The 18333-nt window shown below is 64.8% G+C and carries 20 protein-coding genes; 4 read left to right on the top strand and 16 right to left on the bottom strand.

The window, feature by feature from the left end; all coding sequences use genetic code 11:
• The 16 genes from nagZ to rpoE form a co-directional block, all read right to left on the bottom strand.
• On the bottom strand, window positions 1-1089 hold the full coding sequence (nagZ, locus tag BKX93_RS00605) for a beta-N-acetylhexosaminidase (RefSeq protein ID WP_070981601.1): 1089 nt from the start codon (window positions 1087-1089) through the stop codon (window positions 1-3).
• 111 nt (window positions 1090-1200) lie between these two features.
• The gene (gene acpS / locus BKX93_RS00600; RefSeq protein WP_046156340.1) at window positions 1201-1578 is read right to left on the bottom strand and encodes a holo-ACP synthase; all 378 of its coding nucleotides are present in this window, start codon (window positions 1576-1578) and stop codon (window positions 1201-1203) included.
• Window positions 1575-2138 carry a metal-dependent hydrolase gene (locus BKX93_RS00595; RefSeq protein WP_046156341.1) on the bottom strand — a complete coding sequence of 188 codons (564 nt, stop codon included), beginning with the start codon at window positions 2136-2138 and terminating at the stop codon, window positions 1575-1577. Before BKX93_RS00595 ends, acpS begins: the two co-directional genes overlap by 4 nt.
• Window positions 2138-2866, bottom strand: coding sequence for a pyridoxine 5'-phosphate synthase (pdxJ, locus tag BKX93_RS00590; protein WP_031296662.1), 729 nt, complete (start codon window positions 2864-2866; stop codon window positions 2138-2140). Before pdxJ ends, BKX93_RS00595 begins: the two co-directional genes overlap by 1 nt.
• A 25-nt stretch (window positions 2867-2891) precedes the next feature.
• Entirely contained in the window at window positions 2892-3629 is a 738-nt protein-coding gene (gene recO, locus BKX93_RS00585) for a DNA repair protein RecO (RefSeq protein ID WP_070978141.1), read from the bottom strand.
• Window positions 3626-3901 (bottom strand): antibiotic biosynthesis monooxygenase family protein, encoded by a 276-nt coding sequence (locus BKX93_RS00580; RefSeq protein ID WP_052717404.1) that lies wholly within the window; start codon window positions 3899-3901, stop codon window positions 3626-3628. Before BKX93_RS00580 ends, recO begins: the two co-directional genes overlap by 4 nt.
• Complete coding sequence (gene era / locus BKX93_RS00575; RefSeq protein ID WP_021478027.1) at window positions 3901-4794, bottom strand: GTPase Era; 894 nt, start codon at window positions 4792-4794, stop codon at window positions 3901-3903. Before era ends, BKX93_RS00580 begins: the two co-directional genes overlap by 1 nt.
• Window positions 4791-5501 (bottom strand): ribonuclease III, encoded by a 711-nt coding sequence (rnc, locus tag BKX93_RS00570; RefSeq protein ID WP_186009472.1) that lies wholly within the window; start codon window positions 5499-5501, stop codon window positions 4791-4793. Before rnc ends, era begins: the two co-directional genes overlap by 4 nt.
• 7 nt (window positions 5502-5508) lie before the next feature.
• Entirely contained in the window at window positions 5509-5868 is a 360-nt protein-coding gene (locus tag BKX93_RS00565; RefSeq protein ID WP_046156345.1) for a DUF4845 domain-containing protein, read from the bottom strand.
• Window positions 5869-5910: 42 nt separating this feature from the next.
• Complete coding sequence (lepB, locus tag BKX93_RS00560; RefSeq protein ID WP_046156346.1) at window positions 5911-6882, bottom strand: signal peptidase I; 972 nt, start codon at window positions 6880-6882, stop codon at window positions 5911-5913.
• Entirely contained in the window at window positions 6883-8676 is a 1794-nt protein-coding gene (lepA, locus tag BKX93_RS00555) for a translation elongation factor 4 (RefSeq protein ID WP_070978139.1), read from the bottom strand.
• Window positions 8677-8834: 158 nt separating this feature from the next.
• On the bottom strand, window positions 8835-9074 hold the full coding sequence (locus tag BKX93_RS00550) for a glutaredoxin family protein (RefSeq protein ID WP_021478032.1): 240 nt from the start codon (window positions 9072-9074) through the stop codon (window positions 8835-8837).
• Window positions 9071-10483 carry a DegQ family serine endoprotease gene (locus BKX93_RS00545; protein ID WP_046156348.1) on the bottom strand — a complete coding sequence of 471 codons (1413 nt, stop codon included), beginning with the start codon at window positions 10481-10483 and terminating at the stop codon, window positions 9071-9073. Before BKX93_RS00545 ends, BKX93_RS00550 begins: the two co-directional genes overlap by 4 nt.
• Before the next feature lie 214 nt (window positions 10484-10697).
• Complete coding sequence (locus tag BKX93_RS00540) at window positions 10698-11594, bottom strand: MucB/RseB C-terminal domain-containing protein (RefSeq protein WP_052717405.1); 897 nt, start codon at window positions 11592-11594, stop codon at window positions 10698-10700.
• Between the two features lie 68 nt (window positions 11595-11662).
• On the bottom strand, window positions 11663-12145 hold the full coding sequence (locus BKX93_RS00535; RefSeq protein ID WP_046156350.1) for a sigma-E factor negative regulatory protein: 483 nt from the start codon (window positions 12143-12145) through the stop codon (window positions 11663-11665).
• Window positions 12146-12147: 2 nt separating this feature from the next.
• Window positions 12148-12747 carry an RNA polymerase sigma factor RpoE gene (gene rpoE / locus BKX93_RS00530; RefSeq protein WP_021478036.1) on the bottom strand — a complete coding sequence of 200 codons (600 nt, stop codon included), beginning with the start codon at window positions 12745-12747 and terminating at the stop codon, window positions 12148-12150.
• 244 nt (window positions 12748-12991) lie between these two features.
• Here rpoE and prpB point away from each other — a divergent pair, with 244 nt between their 5' ends.
• Genes prpB through acnD form a run of 4 tightly spaced genes read left to right on the top strand, consistent with a single transcriptional unit; the run spans window position 12992 to window position 18310 of the window.
• Entirely contained in the window at window positions 12992-13870 is an 879-nt protein-coding gene (gene prpB / locus BKX93_RS00525; RefSeq protein ID WP_070978137.1) for a methylisocitrate lyase, read from the top strand.
• A gap of 49 nt (window positions 13871-13919) precedes the next feature.
• The gene (gene prpC / locus BKX93_RS00520) at window positions 13920-15068 is read left to right on the top strand and encodes a bifunctional 2-methylcitrate synthase/citrate synthase (protein ID WP_046167082.1); all 1149 of its coding nucleotides are present in this window, start codon (window positions 13920-13922) and stop codon (window positions 15066-15068) included.
• Window positions 15069-15123: 55 nt separating this feature from the next.
• Complete coding sequence (locus BKX93_RS00515) at window positions 15124-15690, top strand: putative glycolipid-binding domain-containing protein (RefSeq protein ID WP_070978135.1); 567 nt, start codon at window positions 15124-15126, stop codon at window positions 15688-15690.
• A gap of 13 nt (window positions 15691-15703) precedes the next feature.
• Window positions 15704-18310: a Fe/S-dependent 2-methylisocitrate dehydratase AcnD gene (gene acnD / locus BKX93_RS00510; RefSeq protein ID WP_070978133.1), complete on the top strand. Its 2607-nt coding sequence runs from the start codon at window positions 15704-15706 to the stop codon at window positions 18308-18310.
• Window positions 18311-18333: the final 23 nt, after the last annotated feature.

The following is an 18333-nucleotide window of genomic DNA, read 5'->3' as shown; positions in this document are numbered from 1 at the left end:
TCAGTGCGCCTCGCCTACCTGCGGGCCGGCCAGCGCGTCCTTGGGCATCGCCAATTGCTTCACCACGGCCTGGGCGGCGGCGAAGTCAGGCGTGGCGATCAGCCGCTGCCAATCCTCGGCCCGGCTCTTGCCCGCCATGCGCTCCAGGCGTTCGGCCAGCTTGGGCTGCGGCGGCGGAAGCAGCGCCGCCAGCATCGTGTCGGCCTCTTCCGGCTGATTGCAGACCAGCACCATGTCGCAGCCGGCCGCCAGCGCCGCGTCGGCGCGCTGCACATAAGTCCCGGCGCCGGCCGCGCCGGCCATGTCCAGCGCGTCGGAGAAGATCACGCCGTCGAAGCCGATCTTGCCGCGCAGGATGTCGGTCAGCCAAACCTTGGAGAAACCGGCCGGCTGGCTGTCCACTGAAGGATACAGCACGTGCGCCGGCATCACCGCGCCCATGCCGGCCTCGGCCAGGCGGGCGAACGGCACCAGATCGTCGCGTTCGATCTCGGCCAGGCTGCGGTCGTCCTGCGGCATCAAGTGGTGGCTGTCGCCCTCCACATAGCCATGGCCGGGGTAATGCTTGCCGCAGCTCATCATGCCGCCGCGGCCCAGGCCCTGCTGCAAGGCTTCGGCCAGCTCGGCCACCGCCTCCGGATCCCGGTGGAAGGAGCGGTTGCCGATCACGGCGCAACGCTCCCAGTCCAGATCCAGCACCGGGGTGAAGGATAGATCGATGCCGCAAGCCGACAATTCGGCGGCCAGCACATACCCCACCGTTTCAGCCAGCTTGCGCGCCTCGTCCTGATCCTGATCCCAGGCCTCGCCCAGCACGCTCATCGGCGGCAGGCGGGTGAAGCCGTCCAGGAAGCGCTGCACGCGCCCGCCCTCGTGATCGACGGCGATCAACAGATGCGGCGAGCGCAAGGCGCGGATCTCGGCGGTCAACGCGCGCAGCTGCTGGATGTTCTGGAAATTGCGGCGGAACAGAATGATGCCGCCCACCAGCGGATGGGACAGCCGGGCGCGTTCCTGCTCGGTCAGCGCGCAGCCGGCGACGTCCACCATCACCGGGCCGCGCGGGAGATTCAGAGTCGTTTGGGTCATGGTTTCATCCTCGACCATTGCGGGGCGCGCATAGCCGCCCCGGGTATTGCAAAGACAAGCGCGGAGCGCCGACCGTTCCCGCGCCTGTCGCGCGAGAGGCGGTCTCCCGCCTTACGATTCAAGCACGACGAAGGCCAGCGCGTGGCCGCGCTCGTCGCTGATGGACAGATGCATGCGCGCGACGCCGCGCGCGGCGACGAAGGCGGCCAATTCGTCGGACAGCGCCAACAAGGGCTTGCCGAGCGAGTCGTGGGCCACGCCTATCGCGGTCAGCAAGGCCGGCGCCACCACGCCGGTGCCTAGCGCCTTGGCGAAGGCCTCCTTGGCGGCGAAGCGTTTGGCCAGAAAGCGCGCCGGCTCGGCATGGGCGGCGAACTCGGCCTGCTCGGCCGCGGTCAGCAGCCGCCGTCCCGCCTTGTCGCCCCAGCGGCGGCACCAGGCCTCCATCCGGGCGATTTCCACCAGATCGGTGCCGATGCCGTAAATCATGCGCGCGCCTCGCCGGCATGGCGCAACGATAGCCATCGCCCCGCCCACAGCGCCATGCAGGGCAGCCAGACATAGACGAATTCGGTCTGGACCACTCGCTCGCCCTTGGGGCCGAACCAGCGTTTCAGGCCGATCGGAGCGCCTTCTATCGGCTTCCAGCCGCTGAGGTAGCGATGATCGGACCAAGGCATGAACAGCGCCGGGCCGAAGCTGGCGTCGCAGATCATGTCCAGCGCGGCGTGCGAAGCCACCGACAGAAACAGCAACAACGCCGCCGACGCGGCGCTCAGGCCCACCCGCAGCCAAAACGGGCGGCACAGCCAGGCCAGCAGGCCGGCGCAAACCGCCGCTGCCGCCAGCGAATGCGAAAAGCCGCGGTGCCCCCATGGGCTGGCGTAGGGGATGCCCAGCTTGAAGGTGACCACGTCCAGATCCGGCAGCATCGCGGCCGCGCCGCACAGCGCCAGCCACGGCAACATGCCGGGCGTGGAGACTGGCTTGCGGCTGGCCAGGGCAACCAAGGTGGCGCCGGCCAGCGCGTGGGTGACGACGGTGGGCATCAGCGGACGCGCGCGCTTTCCATCAGCGCCTTCATCTCGCGCACCGCCTGCGGGAAGCCGACGAACAGCGCATGGGCGACGATGGCGTGGCCGATGTTCAGCTCGGCGATCTGCGGGATGGCCGCGATGGGCTTCACATTATGGTAGTTGAGGCCGTGGCCGGCGTTGACCACCATGCCGAGGCTGGCGCCGAATTCGGCGGCGGCGCGGATGCGGACCAGCTCGGCCTCGCGCTCCCTGGCGTGCGGCGCGTCGGCGTAGGCGCCGGTGTGCAGTTCGATCACGCGCGCGCCGGCGTCGTAGGCCTTCTGGATCTGCTCGCGGTCGGGATCGATGAAGATGGACACGCGGATGCCGGCCTCGGCCAGCTTACCGGTGTAATGCTTGACGTCGGCGTAGTGGCCGCGCACGTCCAGGCCGCCCTCGGTGGTGACTTCCTCGCGCTTTTCCGGCACCAGGCACACGTCTTCCGGCGCCACCTCCAGCGCGTGCGCCAGCATTTCCGGCGTCATCGCCATTTCCAGGTTCATCCGGGTCTTCAGCACCGGACGCATGGCTTTCACGTCCGCGTCCTGGATGTGGCGGCGGTCTTCGCGCAGATGCAGCGTGATCAGGTCCGCGCCGCTGGATTCGGCCACCAGCGCGGCCTCCACCGGGCTCGGGTAGCGGGTGCCGCGCGCCTGGCGCAGCGTGGCGACGTGATCGATGTTTACGCCCAACAAAATCATTTTCATCCCCCTTGTCTTCCCGCCATCAGTCCGAAAGGGACTGGATGGCTTGCAATAGTTGGCGCGACGCCAGCGGCTCGTCGCCCAGCAGCGCGGACAGCCATACCCGGCTGAGCTGGCGCGCGTGGCCGCGGGTATCGGGCTGGCCGTAGTCGTCGGCGTCTATCGCCAGCAAGGCCTCGCCCGGCAACCTGACGGCGCGGCCGACCGGCGCCAGTTCCGGATGCTCATCCGGCTCTGGCATCGCCGCGTCGCGGCACAGATAATGGCGATCGGCGGCGATGGCCTCGCCGCGGCTGTCGCGGCCGAGCGCCGGCGCGTAGCCCAGCACCTGGGCCAGCCGCAGCTCGTAGCGGCGCAAGGCCGTCGACAACGGCGCGCCGGCGGCCAGCTCCCGCACCGCCCGGTCATAAACGGCAAAAGCCCGCGGCTCGGGATCGTCCCGCGCCGTGAGCTTCATCATCAATTCGTTCAAATAAAAGCCGCAGACCAGCGGCAGCCCGGTCAGCTGCCGCACCCCGCCGTCCCAGTCCGCCGCGTGCAGCGTGCGCAACTCGCCCTTGCCGAACCACGACAAGGTCAAGGGCTGAAATGGCAGCAGCACCCCGCGCAGATCGGACCGGGGCCGGCGCGCGCTGCGCGCCACCAGGCTGAAACGGCCATGGTCGCGGGTCAACACTTCCAGCAGCAGGCTGGTCTCGCGATACGGCTGGGTATGCAGGATATAACCCGGCTGCTTGTCCACCCTGCCCGGCTGGCTCATGCCGTCACGCCCCGCCGGCTCACCTGGATGGAAACGGTCTCGGCGCCGCGCCCCAGCCGCTGGCGGGCCAGCAGCTCCACCCGGGCGCGCCAGGCGGCGATGGCCTCCACGCTGTCCCAATACGTGACCCGGTCTTCCGCGGTCACGCCCAGGCAGCCCGGCTGGCTTTCCGCCAGCCTCAGCGCGCAGCGCGACAGCTCTGCCGCCGCGCCGTCGCCGGAAAGATTCGCCGCCCAGCAAGCCTGCGCCGGGGGCCTGTCCAATACCGTCATCAGTTCAAACCGAACTCGCGCAGGAAGCGGACATCGTCGGCCCAGCCGGATTTCACTTTCACCCAGACCTGCAGGAACACCTTGCCGTCGAACAGCTTTTCCATATCGAGACGGGCCTCGGTGGAGATCTTCTTCAGCTTCTCGCCGGCCTTGCCGATCACGATGGGCTTCTGGTGTTCCTTGTCCACCAGCACCGCGATGTGGATGCGGCGCAGCGCGCCGTCCATCTCGAACATTTCCACTTCCACGTTCATTTCGTACGGCAGCTCTTCGCCCAGATAGCGGAACAGCTTTTCTCGGACGATCTCGGCGGCCAGGAAGCGCTCGTTTTTATCGGTGACCATGTCCTCCGGATACAGGGGCATCGATTCCGGCAGGTGCGGGCGCACCTGATCCAACAGCTCGGCCAGGCGCTGGCCGTGCTTGGCGCTGACCACTTCGACGCCGGCGAACTCGAACTCGGCGGTCACTTCGTCGATGAAGGCCTGCAGGGTCAGTTTGTCCTTGGCCTTGTCCAGCTTGTTCACCACCAGGATGACCGGGGTCTTCTTGGGCAGCAGCGCCATCACTTCCTTGTCGGCGGAAGTGAAACGCATCGCCTCCAGCAGGAACAGCACGCAGTCTACGCTGCCGAGCGAGTCCTTCACGCTCTTGTTCAAGGCCTCGTTCAGTGCGCCCTTGTGATAGGTCTGGAAGCCCGGCGTGTCGACGAACACGAACTGCGCCGTGTCCTCGGTATGGATGCCGGTGACGCGATGGCGCGTGGTCTGCGATTTCTTCGAGGTGATGCTGATCTTCTGGCCGATCAGGTGATTCATCAACGTGGACTTGCCCACGTTGGGACGGCCGACGATGGCGACGAAGCCGCAGTGGAATTGGGGAGTATCGGTCATGATTTTTTCTTGCCTGCGGCGAGTTTCTGTTCCAGCAGGACCAACGCCGCTTCGGCGGCCTGCTGTTCGGCGGCGCGGCGGCTGCCGCCGTCGCCGGTGGAGATCAGGGCCAGCTCGCCCAGATCGCACTCCACCTTGAACCATTGTTCGTGGGCCTCGCCGCTCTGCGACAGGATGCGGTACTTGGGCAGCGCCAGCTTGCGCGCCTGCAGCGCTTCCTGCAAGCGGGTCTTGGCGTCCTTGGCCTGGCGCGTGGTGTCGATGTTGGCGACGCGCTGGCTGTACAAGCGGCGCACCACCTGCTCGGCCGCGGCGAAATCGGCGTCGAAGCTGACGGCGGCGAAAGTGGCTTCCAGCGCGTCGGCCAGGATGGACGGACGGTTGAATCCGCCGCTCTTGAGCTCGCCCTCGCCCAGGTACAGGTAGTCGCCCAGCGCCAGTTCCTGGGCGATTTCCGCCAGCGTGTTCTGGTTGACCAGGTTGGCGCGCAGACGGGACAGCTCGCCCTCGGTCAGCTGCGGAAACTGGTCATACAGCATGCGGGCCACGGTGTAATTGAGGATGCTGTCGCCGACGAATTCGAAGCGCTCGTTGTTCGTGCTGCTGAAGCTGCGGTGCGTCAGCGCCTGGCGCAGCAGTTCCGGTTTTTGAAATGCGTAATCCAGCGCCTGGGACAGGCGCCGGAATCGATTGTCTATCTGGGTCACGGTATGGTTATTGCGCAGGCGGTTGACCCGCCTGGGTATCGAAATGGAAAAGCAGACTGACATTGCCGAACAGCGGCACCTCGCGCTGATACTTCGCGCGCAGATAATTGCTGCCGGCTCCGGCCACCACCATCAGATTCTCTCCCTTGACGGAAGTGACTCCGGAGACGTTGGCCTTGCCGTCGAACTCCTGCCGCAGCGTCTGCTCGCCGACATTGGTCTCGGCGGACAGGGCCGTCAGCGCGTTCTTGACATCGCCGTACTCGGTGTAGACCGGCACGATCTTGAACACCAGCATCAATCCGGCGCCGACGAGGGCCAGGACCAACAAAATCGCAATTACCGACAAGCCTTGCTGCTTCTTCATGCGGTTCTCCAGGTCATGGCCGCTCTTGGCCTGAGATTGTTTTTACTGTATCCGGGTGCCGATGCGCGACAACTGGGTGAAATTCATCCAGATCATGAAGGCCTTGCCCACCATCAGCTTGTCGTCGACGAAGCCCCAATAGCGGCCGTCGGAGCTGTTGTCGCGGTTGTCGCCCATCATGAAGTAATTGCCCTGCGGCACCTTGCAGACGAAACCGTCGTCATCGTAGCGGCAATTGTCGCGGTAGGGAAAGTCCTGCACCTGGCTCAGCGCCACCACCGGCGCTTCGACGTTGTTCAATACATGGTAGGACTTGCCGCCCTGGTTTTCCCGGAAACGCTGCGCGGTGATCTGGGCCAGGCCTTGCTCGATGTAGTCGTAAGTGCCGTCGGCGACATCGGTCACCTGCTTGCCGTTGACGGTCAGGCGCTTGTTGCGGTACTCGACTGTGTCGCCCGGCAGGCCGATCACGCGCTTGATGTAATTCACCTTGGGGTTGGGCGGATAGTTGAACACCACCACGTCGCCGTGATTGACCTTGTTGACCGGCACCAGCACGTTGTTCAGCACCGGCACGCGGACGCCGTAGGTAAACTTGTTCACCAGGATGAAATCGCCGACCACCAGGCCCGGCCGCATCGAGCTGGACGGAATCTGGAACGGCTCCACCAGGAAGGAGCGCAGCACGAACACCACCAGGATCACCGGGAAGAAGCCGCGCGAATAATCGACGAAATGGCCGGGCTGCGCGCCGCTGGCGGCGCGCTTCCTGGCCAGCATCCACTTGTCCAGCGCCCACACCGCGCCGGTGATCACGACGAACACCAGCATCACCGCGGTGAAGCTCATGTAGTCTGACAGCAGGCCGAAGCCGCCGATCACCAGGGCCAGATAGCCCCACTGCACCGATTGCGGCCAATCCTTGGCACCTTCCTGCTTCTTGCCGCCAAGCAAAATCAGCAACACGCCGACCACGACCGCGGCCGAGAACACCCAGAACAAGTTTGCGCCCACTTATTTGTCCCCTACTTGAAGAATCGCCAGGAAAGCCTCTTGCGGGATTTCCACGTTGCCGACCTGCTTCATCCGCTTCTTGCCGGCCTTCTGTTTTTCCAGCAGCTTTTTCTTACGGGTGATGTCGCCGCCGTAGCACTTGGCCAGCACGTTCTTGCGCAGCGCCTTCACCGTTTCGCGGGCGATGATGTGGCCGCCGATAGCCGCCTGCACCGCGATGTCGAACATCTGGCGCGGAATCAGCTCGCGCATCTTCGACACCAGTTCGCGGCCGCGGTACACGCTGGAGGCGCGGTGGACGATCAGGCTCAGCGCGTCGACCTTCTCGCCGTTGACCAGCACATCCAGCTTGACCAGGTCGGCGCTCTGGAATTCCTTGAACTCGTAGTCCAGCGAGGCGTAGCCGCGGCTGGTGGACTTCAGCTTGTCGAAGAAGTCCATCACCACTTCATTCATCGGCAGATCGTAGGTGAGCATCACCTGGCGGCCCATGTATTGCATATTGCGCTGCACGCCGCGCTTCTGGTTGCACAGCGTCATCACCGCGCCCACATAGTCCTGCGGCACCAGGATGGTGGAGGTGATGATGGGTTCGCGCAGGTCTTCATACTTGCCGGCATCCGGCATCCGCGACGGGTTCGACACCACCTCCACCGTACCGTCTTTCATCACCACTTCGTAGTTCACCGTGGGGGCGGTGGTGATCAGGTCCATGTCGAACTCGCGCTCCAGCCGCTCCTGGACGATCTCCAGATGCAGGAGGCCGAGGAAGCCGCAGCGGAAGCCGAAGCCCAGCGCCTGCGACACTTCCGGCTCGTACTTCAGCGAGGCGTCGTTCAACTGCAGCTTTTCCAGCGCGTCGCGCAGCGCTTCGTAATCGTGGCTTTCCACCGGGTACAGGCCGGCGAACACCTGCGACTGCACGTCCTTGAAGCCAGGCAGCGCCTCGGCGGCCGGCTTCGACACCAGGGTGATGGTGTCGCCCACCTTGGCCGATTTCAATTCCTTGATGCCGGCGATGACGAAGCCCACCTCGCCCGCGTTCAGGTTTTGACGCTGAACCGACTTGGGCGTGAACACGCCCACCTGTTCGCACAGGTGCTCGGCGCCTGTGGCCATGAACTTGATCTTGTCCTTGGGCTTCAGCGAGCCGTCGATCACGCGCACCAGCATCACCACGCCGACGTAGTTGTCGAACCAGGAATCGACGATCAGCGCCTTCAGCGGGCCATCCGGGTCGCCCTTCGGCGCCGGGATCTTGCTGACCACTTCCTCCAGGATGTCTTCGATGCCGATGCCGGACTTGGCCGAGGCGCGCACCGCGTCGACGGCCTCGATGCCGATGATGTCCTCGATCTCTTGCGAGATGCGCTCGGGATCGGCGGCCGGCAGGTCGATCTTGTTCAGCACCGGCACCACTTCCACGCCCAGCTCGATGGCGGTGTAGCAGTTGGCGACGGTCTGGGCTTCCACGCCCTGCGACGCGTCCACCACCAGCAGCGCGCCCTCGCAGGCGGACAGCGAGCGCGACACTTCATAGCTGAAGTCCACGTGCCCCGGGGTGTCGATCAGGTTGAGGTTGTACACCTGGCCATCTCGGGCCTTGTAGGTCAAGGCGGCGGTCTGCGCCTTGATGGTGATGCCGCGCTCCTTCTCGATGTCCATGGAGTCAAGCACCTGGGCGCTCATCTCGCGCAATTCCAAACCACCGCAGAACTGAATGAAGCGGTCGGCCAGGGTCGATTTACCGTGGTCGATATGGGCAATGATCGAAAAATTTCGGATGTTCTTCATCGGTTTCCAGCAAAAGATAAGGGCACGCTAGCGTGCCCGGGGCTGCTGACGGATAGCCCTTCCGGGGGATCCCTGCGGATCCGACGGCGGCCGGAAGCCGATCAGCAAGCGGGGGCGCGACCAGCGCGCCCCCGGTTTTACTCACACTGGCGCGGATTTTAGCCGATTTCGCCCAAATGTGCAGCCAATCTCGCGCCGTCCAGATGCCAATGGCAGATTTCGGTCTCGCCGTCCATCAGCACCGGCACCAACTCGTTGAAGCGGGCCTCCAGAGCCGGATCGGCATCGACATCCACCACCTCGAGCTCGAAGCCGTGGCGCTCGCGCCAGGGGCCGAGCTCGGCCAACATCTGATGGCACAGGCTGCAGTATTCGCGAAAATAGAGCGTCAGCTTCACTTGGCTTCGTCCACGGTCAGCGGCACGAACATCGTCACGCCCTGGCGCATCACCTGCAAGGCGACCGCGCTGCCCTTCTTGGCCTGGTTCAGCGCGCCCTTCAACTGGGCGAAGCTCTTCAGCGGATCGCTGCCGATGCCGACGATGAGATCGCCCTGTTGGATGCCGGCGCGCATCGCCGCGCCGTTGGCGCCGCGCACCAGCAGGCCGTAGTCGATGCCGGCGCGCTGCAGCTGGACCGGATTCAGCTCCTGCAGGCGCAGGCCGATCTGGGCCAGGCTTTGCTCGCCCTCCGCGCCCGGCTTGCGGTACTCGCGCTTGGCGACGCGGGCATCCTCCTCCACCAGTTCGTCAGGCACCACGCGTACGCTGGTCTGCGCGCGGCTGCGCCAGACATCCAGCGAAATGGCCTTGCCCGGCGGCAGGTCGCTGATCAGGCGCTGCATGTCGCCGCGGTTCTCTATCGTCTGGCCGTTGATGCGCAGCACGATGTCGCCAGCCTTCAAGCCTGCCTTCTGCGCCGGCCCCTTGGGATCGAGCGCGTTGATCAACACGCCGCTGGGTTTGGCCAGGCCGAAGGACGCGGCCAGCTCCTTGCTCAGCTCCTGCACCACCACGCCGATGCGGCTGCGGGTCACCTTGCCCTTGGTCTTCAGCTGGTCGGCCACATTCATCGCGGTGTCGATGGGAATGGCGAAGGAAATGCCCATGAAGCCGCCGGAACGGCTGTAGATCTGCGAGTTGACGCCGACCACCTCGCCATTCAGGTTGAACAGCGGGCCGCCGGAATTGCCGGGATTCACCGCCGCGTCGGTCTGGATGAACTGCACGGCGCTCTCGTCCGGCAGCATGCGGTTCTTGCCGGAAACGATGCCGGAGGTGGCGGTGTTTTCAAAACCGAACGGCGAGCCGATGGCCAGCACCCACTGCCCGACCTTCAGGTTCTTCGGATCGCCCATCCGCACCACCGGCAGGTTCTGGGCGTCGATCTTGAGCAAGGCCACATCGGAACGGGCGTCGGAACCGATCACCCGCGCCTGAAATTCCCGCTTGTCGTTCAGCTTGACCGTGATCTTGTCCGCGCGGGCCACCACGTGGGCATTGGTCAGCACATAGCCATCCTTCGAGATGATGAAACCCGAACCCAGCGAGCTCTCCTGATGCTCGCGCTGCTGCGGCGGCGCGAAGCGGCGGAAGAACTCGAAGAACGGATCCCCCTCCATGCCCTCCGGCAGGCCGGAAACCGTCTCCTTGACCGTGGAAGTGGTGCTGATATTGACCACCGCCTTGCCCTCGGCCTCGACGATCTGGGCGAAGTCCGGCAGTTCCGCCGCCATGGCGACAGGAACCGCCGCGGTCAGAATCGATGCCGACAGCATTGCGGAAACAATCAGTTTTTTGACCGACATGTGCGCTCCATCTTTGGAATGTTGTGGACTGAATGGGCCGGCGGACGCCGGCTGTGCAACCATCGGATCGGGAAGCGGCGCCTTGCCGCGCCCCTCACGCTCCCTTGCGACGCGCCTTGCGGACGCATCACGCAAAACTGGCCACTTCCGCATGCTTTCGAAGGGAAATGGCCAGTCACGCTTTCATCGGCCGGAAAGCCTGCCCGACATGGGCTCAATCCCCCTTGCCGTTGACATGCAAACCCTTGAGCAGGGCCATCATCGCGGTTTGAGGCATATCGCCCACCGCAGTCAGCTGCATGTCGTTCTGGTAGCTGGTGGCCATGTTGATCGCCCCGTGCAGGTTGCCCACCTTTTCCAGGCGCGCGTGCTCGGGCGGAGGCGGCTCGACAAACACCGACAGCATCACCAGACCGTCGCTCAGCACCATGTGCCGGACCGGCTTGCCGCCCTGTCCGGGCAGCACGCGCTGGACCGAACGCAGCACCCGGAAGCCCTGCGGCAATCCGGTCAGCTCGCCCTGCGGCGGAGCCGCTTCCTCGCTGCCCCCCGATGCGCTGGAACGCAACTGGAAACGCTGCGACAGCTTGGAGACGTACGCCCGCTTATCCTTGGCACCGCCCAGCTCCACATCGGTGAAGGTGAACTGCTCGACCGCATCGCCGCGCGGCGATAGGGTCATCACTTTCAAGGGAAGATAGGTGGCGGGTTCTATGCACATCCGCATCGTGTAGCGCTGCGCGTCCCGAGGCTGCAGATCCAGCCACTGGCAGTCTCTCTTGGCCACGCGATCATAGCCAGTGCGCTTGAGGACGTAGGAACGGGTGATATCGTCCAGATCATCGGGCAGCAAGGCGGGGAACAGCCGCATCGCGCTGATCTTGCACGCCATCAAGGCGCGCTTGTCGGGCGCGAAGCAGGTCAGCCCCCTTCCCTTGCGAACCACCTCCCGCGTCGGACCGTCCAGCGAGGTGCGCTTTTCGCGCACATTGTCGCCCTGTCCCTGACGGACGATGCGGAAAGTTTCCAGCGTGCCATTCATCTGATGCAGATAGGTGCCATCCAGCGGCTGCTGCCTGCCGGCGTTGCCGACATTGCGCAGCAGCTGCATGTCATCCTCCGCATGGACCGCGCACGCGGCCCCGAGCATCAAAACACCAATCAGAGGAACGACATGCATCAGTGGCGAGCTCCGTTTCCGTAGGACACGCGCATCACACTCTGGTCGGCGGTCACCTCCTGGTGCGCCAGCACATAGGGATCGTCCTGATCCATCGCCGCGGCGGGCTTGGCGATCTGCACCGGCACGCCGCGATCGGCGATCGCCGACGGCGGAGCGTTGCGGTGGGACAGCTGCTGCCAACCCACGACGGCTGCGAAGCTGACGCTCGCGGCCAACGCCACCGCGCTCGCGGTGCGCGCCTTGCGCGGACGCGTCCAGCGCCGCGGCGCCAGGACCGTCGGCTCTTCCGCCAAGCGAGCCGCCACCTTGCTCCTCACATTAAGCGAGGACAGGCGATTGGCGCGCATGGCGTCGCCGATCAGATGGTACCCTTCCCAGGCATCATCCAGATCCTTGTCTCCGGCGATGGCGGCGATTGCCTTGTCGGCATCGGGCCCGTCCAGTTCACCGTCCATCAGTGCGGATATCGTTTCTTTCATACTTACCACCTTCTGTTCTTGGCCGTATCCAGCAGAGGCCTGAGCTCAGCAGCAATCGCCTCGCGAGCGCGGAAAATCCGCGAACGCACGGTACCTATCGGACAATCCATCACCCTGGCGATCTCGTCGTAGGACAGCCCTTCCATCTCCCTAAGCGAGATGGCAGTGCGCAACTCCTCCGGCAAGGCCTCCACGGCGGCATTGACCGTAGCCAGAATCTCCTTGTTCATCAGCTCGGTTTCGGGCGTATTCATGTCGGGAATTTGCGACGCCATGTCGAAACTCTCGCCATCCTCGTCCTCTATCTCGCTGTTGACCACCGGGCGACGCCCGTTGGCGCTGAGGAAATTCTTGGCCGTATTGATGCCGATCCTGTACAGCCATGTGTAAAACGCGCTCTCACCTCGAAATGATGGCAAAGCGCGATACGCTTTGATAAACGCTTCCTGCGTCACATCCTCGATGTCAGAACCGTCGCGTATGAAACGCGACAACAACCTGGCGAGACGTCGCTGATACTTTGCAACAAGCAGATCGAAAGCTCTTTTTTCACCTCGCTGGGCACGTTCCACCAACTGTTGATCGATGTCCCGATCACTCATAGTCGTTGTTATGCTCCCTGGTTTGCCCACTGTTCTATGTGGTCGTTACGTGGACTGTGATCTAGACCACGGTTTAAAGCCCGAGTTCCCACTGGCGAGGACGTTGCGAAACATATCACTCCCGGCGCGAAACTTGAACATCCGATTATCAACTATTGCCAGCATTTTCTAGAGCCTTTACACTCCAACCAAGCACTTGCTTGAATGACAGGCAACTAATTCCACCCACCGTCAGGAGCATTTCATGAGCACTCCCGGGCAGCTTTTCCGCCAGGCCGTGGCCGCCGAAAAACCATTGCAAGTGGTGGGGGCGATCAACGCCTACGCTGCACGTTTGGCCGAACACTCAGGTTTCAAGGCCCTGTACTTGTCCGGCGGCGGCGTCGCCGCTTCGTCCTGCGGCATTCCCGATCTCGGCATCACCACGCTGGAAGACGTGCTGATCGACGCCCGCCGCATCACCGACATCACCGATCTGCCGCTGCTGGTGGATATCGACACCGGCTGGGGCGGCGCTTTCAACATCGCCCGCGCCGTGCGCAGCCTGGAGAAGGCCGGCGTCGCCGCCGTCCACATCGAGGATCAGGTGCAGCAGAAGCGTTGCGGCCACCGCCCGAACAAGGCCATTGTCCCGCAGGATGAAATGATAGACCGCGTCAAGGCGGCCACCGACGCCCGCCGCGACGACAGCTTCGTCATCATGGCGCGCACCGACGCGCTGGCGGTGGAGGGCCTGGACGCCGCCATCGAACGCGCCGTCGCCTGCGTCGAAGCCGGCGCGGACATGATCTTCCCGGAAGCGATGACCGATCTGGCCATGTACAAGCGCTTCGCCGACGCGGTGAAGGTGCCGGTGCTGGCCAACATCACCGAGTTCGGCGCCACGCCGCTCTACACCGCCGAAGAACTGGCCGCCAACGGCGTCGCCTTGATGCTGTATCCGCTCTCCGCCTTCCGCGCCATGAGCCAGGCCGCGCTGGAAGTGTACGGCGCCATCCGCCGCGACGGCACCCAGCAAGCCGTGGTCGGCAAGATGCAGACCCGGATGGATCTGTACGACCACCTGGGTTACCACGAATACGAAAAGAAACTGGACCAACTGTTCGCCGCCGGCAAGCAATAACAATTCAAGGGCTGCGGCATCGCCCCAAGTCTGACAAAGGAGAAATTGCATGACTGAAGTGGTTCTGACCGGCAAACCGAAGAAATCCGTCGCACTATCCGGCGTCGCCGCCGGCAACACCGCGCTGTGCACCGTCGGCCGCAGCGGCAACGACCTGCACTACCGCGGCTACGACATCCTGGATCTGGCCGACAAGGCGGAGTTCGAAGAAGTGGCCTACCTGCTGGTGCACGGCAAACTGCCGAACCAGGCGGAACTCGCCGGCTACAAGAAGAAACTGAAATCGCTGCGCGGCCTGCCGGCCTCGGTGAAGGCGGTGCTGGAAGCGCTGCCGGCCGGCGCCCACCCGATGGACGTGATGCGCAGCGGCGCCTCCGCCCTGGGTTGCGCGCTGCCGGAGAAGGACGACCACAACCTGGCCGGCGCGCGCGACATCGCCGACCGCCTGATGGCCTCGTTCGGCTCCATCCTGCTTTACTGGTACCACTACAGCCACAACGGCAAGCGCATCGACGTCGAAACCGACGACGACAGCATAGGCGGCCACTTCCTGCACCTGCTGCACGGCGTCAAGCCGTCGGCCGAATGGGTGCGCGCGATGCACACCTCTTTGAACCTGTACGCCGAGCACGAATTCAACGCCTCCACCTTCGCCGCCCGCGTCATCGCCGGCACCGGCTCCGACATGCACAGCGCCATCACCGGCGCCATCGGCGCGCTGCGCGGCCCGAAGCACGGCGGCGCCAACGAAGTGGCGTTCGAGATCCAGCAGCGCTACGAAAGCCCGGACGAGGCCGAAGCCGACATCCGCGCCCGCGTGGAGCGCAAGGAAGTGGTGATCGGCTTCGGCCACCCGGTGTACACCATTTCCGACCCGCGCAACAAGGTGATCAAGGAGGTAGCGCGCGAACTGTCGAAGAGCAACAGGGACATGAAGATGTTCGACATCGCCGAACGCCTGGAAACCGTGATGTGGGACGTCAAGAGAATGTTCCCCAACCTCGACTGGTTCTCCGCCGTCAGCTACCACGCGATGGGCGTGCCGACCGCGATGTTCACCCCGCTGTTCGTGATCTCGCGCACCAGCGGCTGGAGCGCGCACGTGATCGAGCAACGCCAGGACGGCAAGATCATCCGCCCTTCAGCCAACTACATCGGCCCGGAAGACCAGGCCTACATCCCGCTGGAAAAACGCTGAGGCAAGCAGCGAGCGACGCGGCCGACCGGCCGCGTCGGCCATACTGGAGCAGTAAATGAAGCAAATGTTGTTCTGGCAGCGCCTGGACTGCCCGGGGCTGGAGCAGGCGGAAATCGAAACCGGCGCCGGCCTCTCCTTGTCCGCCAGCGGCAGCCTGCTGCATGCCGACACCGGCGCCAGCCTGCGCTACCGGATGCAGCTGGACCACCGCGGCAGGCTCAGCCATGCCCACATCGATGTTTCCGCGCCCGAACCCAGGCAACTGACGCTGCAACACACCGAAAGCGGCCGCTGGCTGGTCAACGGCCAGGCGCAGCCCGCCTGGGATGGCTGCCAGGAGTTGGACCTGCAATCCTGCGGCCTGACCAACGCCTTCCCCATCCGCCGGCTGAAACTGGGCATCGGCGACAGCGTCGAGCTGTCGATGCTGTTCGTGCGCCTGCCGTCATTGACGCCGGCCATCTGCCCGCAGCGTTACACCCGCCTGCCGGACCATGACGGCATGCCCTGCTACCGCTACGAATCCCCGGGCTTCGCCGCCGACATCATCGTCGACGAGCAAGGCTTCACCCTGCGTTACAGCGACTTTCTGCAACGGCTGCCCGACAGCGGCCGCGACTGAGCGAAAGACAGACATGAACCGCCAATACCGCACCGCCCTGACCGGATCCGGACTCGATTACTTCGACGCCCGCGCCGCCGTCAACGCCATCCAGCCCGGCGCCTGGGACAAGCTGTCCTACACCGCCCGCATCCACGCCGAAAACCTGGTCCGCCGCTGCGAGCCGGCCGTTTTGACCGAATGCCTGGAACAAATCGTCCACCGCAAGCGCGAGCGCGACTTCCCCTGGTTCCCGGCGCGAGTGGTGTGCCACGACATTCTGGGCCAGACCGCGCTGGTGGATCTGGCCGGCCTGCGCGACGCCATCGCCAATCAGGGCGGCGACCCGGCCCAGGTCAATCCGGTGGTGCCGGTGCAGCTGATCGTCGACCACTCGCTGGCTGTGGAATGCGGCGGCTTCGATCCGCAGGCCTTCGCCAAGAACCGCGCGATCGAGGACAGGCGCAACGAGGACCGCTTCCATTTCATCGAGTGGACCAAAACCGCCTTCGACAATGTGGACGTGATCCCGGCCGGCAACGGCATCATGCACCAGATCAATCTGGAGCGGATGAGCCCGGTGATCCACGCCGACAACGGCGTCGCCTACCCCGACACCTGCGTCGGCACCGACAGCCACACGCCGCACGTCGATGCGCTGGGCGTGATCGCCGTCGGCGTCGGCGGCCTGGAGGCGGAGAACGTGATGCTGGGCCGCGCCTCGTGGATGCGGCTGCCTGAAATCGTCGGCGTCGAGCTGAGAGGCAAACCCGCCGCCGGCATCACCGCCACCGACGTGGTGCTGGCGCTGACCGAGTTCCTGCGCCAGCAAAAGGTCGTCGGCGCCTATCTGGAATTCTATGGCGATGGCGCCGCGGCGCTGACGCTGGGCGACCGCGCCACCATCTCCAATATGGCGCCGGAGTATGGTGCCACCGCCGCGCTGTTCTTCATCGACGCGCAGACCATCGCTTATTTGAAGCTGACCGGCCGCAGCGACGAGCAGGTCAAGCTGGTGGAAACCTACGCCAAGACAGCCGGTCTGTGGGCGGACAACCTGAAGACCGCCGAATACGAGCGGGTGTTGAAGTTCGACTTGGCCACCGTCACCCGCAACCTGGCCGGCCCGTCCAACCCGCACAAGCGGCTGCCGGTGTCTCTGCTTGCCGAACGCGGCATCGCCGCCAATCTCGCCGAGGCCCGCGCGCAGGAAGCGCAGGGCCTGTTGCCGGACGGCGCGGTCATCATCGCCGCCATCACCAGCTGCACCAACACCAGCAACCCGCGCAACGTGATCGCCGCCGGCCTGCTGGCGCGCAACGCCAACAAGCTGGGCCTGGTTCGCAAGCCGTGGGTGAAATCTTCGCTGGCTCCCGGCTCCAAGGCTGTGGAGCTGTATCTAAAGGAAGCCGGCCTGCTGTCCGAACTGGAACGGCTGGGCTTCGGCATCGTCGCCTTCGCCTGCACCACCTGCAACGGCATGTCCGGCGCGCTGGACCCGAAAATCCAGCAAGAGATCGTGGACCGCGACCTGTACGCGACCGCGGTGCTATCCGGCAACCGCAACTTCGACGGCCGCATCCACCCCTACGCCAAGCAGGCCTTCCTCGCCTCGCCGCCGCTGGTGATCGCCTATGCCATCGCCGGCACCATGCGCTTCGATATCGAGAAAGACGTGCTGGGCATGGCCGACGGCAAGGAAATCCGCCTGCAGGACATCTGGCCGTCCGACGAGGAGATAGACGCGGTGCTGAAACAAGCGGTGAAGCCCGAGCATTTCCGTCGCGTGTACGAGCCGATGTTCGCCATCCGCCAAAGCAGCGGCGAGAAAGTGAGCCCGCTGTACGCCTGGCGGCCGCAGTCCACCTATATCCGCCGCCCTCCGTACTGGGAGGGCGCGCTGGCGGGCGAGCGCACGCTCAAGGGCATGCGCCCGCTGGCGCTGCTGCCGGACAATATCACCACCGACCACCTGTCGCCGTCCAACGCCATCTTGCTGGATTCCGCCGCCGGCGAATACCTGGCCAAGATGGGCCTGCCGGAGGAGGACTTCAATTCCTACGCCACCCACCGCGGCGACCACCTGACCGCGCAGCGCGCCACCTTCGCCAATCCCAAGCTGTTCAACGAGATGGTGCTGAACGGCGACGGGTCGGTCTGCCAGGGCTCGCTGGCCCGCGTGGAGCCGGAGGGCAAGGTGATGCGGATGTGGGAGGCCATTGAAACCTATATGGACCGCAAGCAGCCGCTGATCATCGTCGCCGGCGCCGACTACGGCCAGGGCAGCTCGCGCGACTGGGCGGCCAAGGGCGTGCGCCTCGCCGGCGTCGAAGCCATCGTCGCCGAAGGCTTCGAGCGCATCCACCGTACCAACCTGATCGGCATGGGCGTACTGCCGCTGGAGTTCAAGCCCGGCACCAATCGCAAAACGCTGGCGCTCGACGGCACCGAAACCTACGACGTGATCGGCAAGCGCCAGCCCCGCGCCGAGCTGACTCTGGTCATCCACCGCCGCGGCGGCGAAACCATCCAGGCGCCGGTGACCTGTAGGCTGGATACCGCCGAGGAAGTGTCGATCTACGAAGCCGGCGGCGTATTGCAGCGCTTCGCTCAGGACTTCCTGGCGGCGGCGCAAGCCTGATCAACCATTGCAGCCGGCCACCG

This window comes from Chromobacterium vaccinii (genome assembly GCF_001855275.1).
Lineage (GTDB): Bacteria > Pseudomonadota > Gammaproteobacteria > Burkholderiales > Chromobacteriaceae > Chromobacterium > Chromobacterium vaccinii.
The sequence above is the reverse complement of the archived record's forward strand: the minus strand, read 5'-3'. Positions and strand labels throughout refer to the sequence as shown.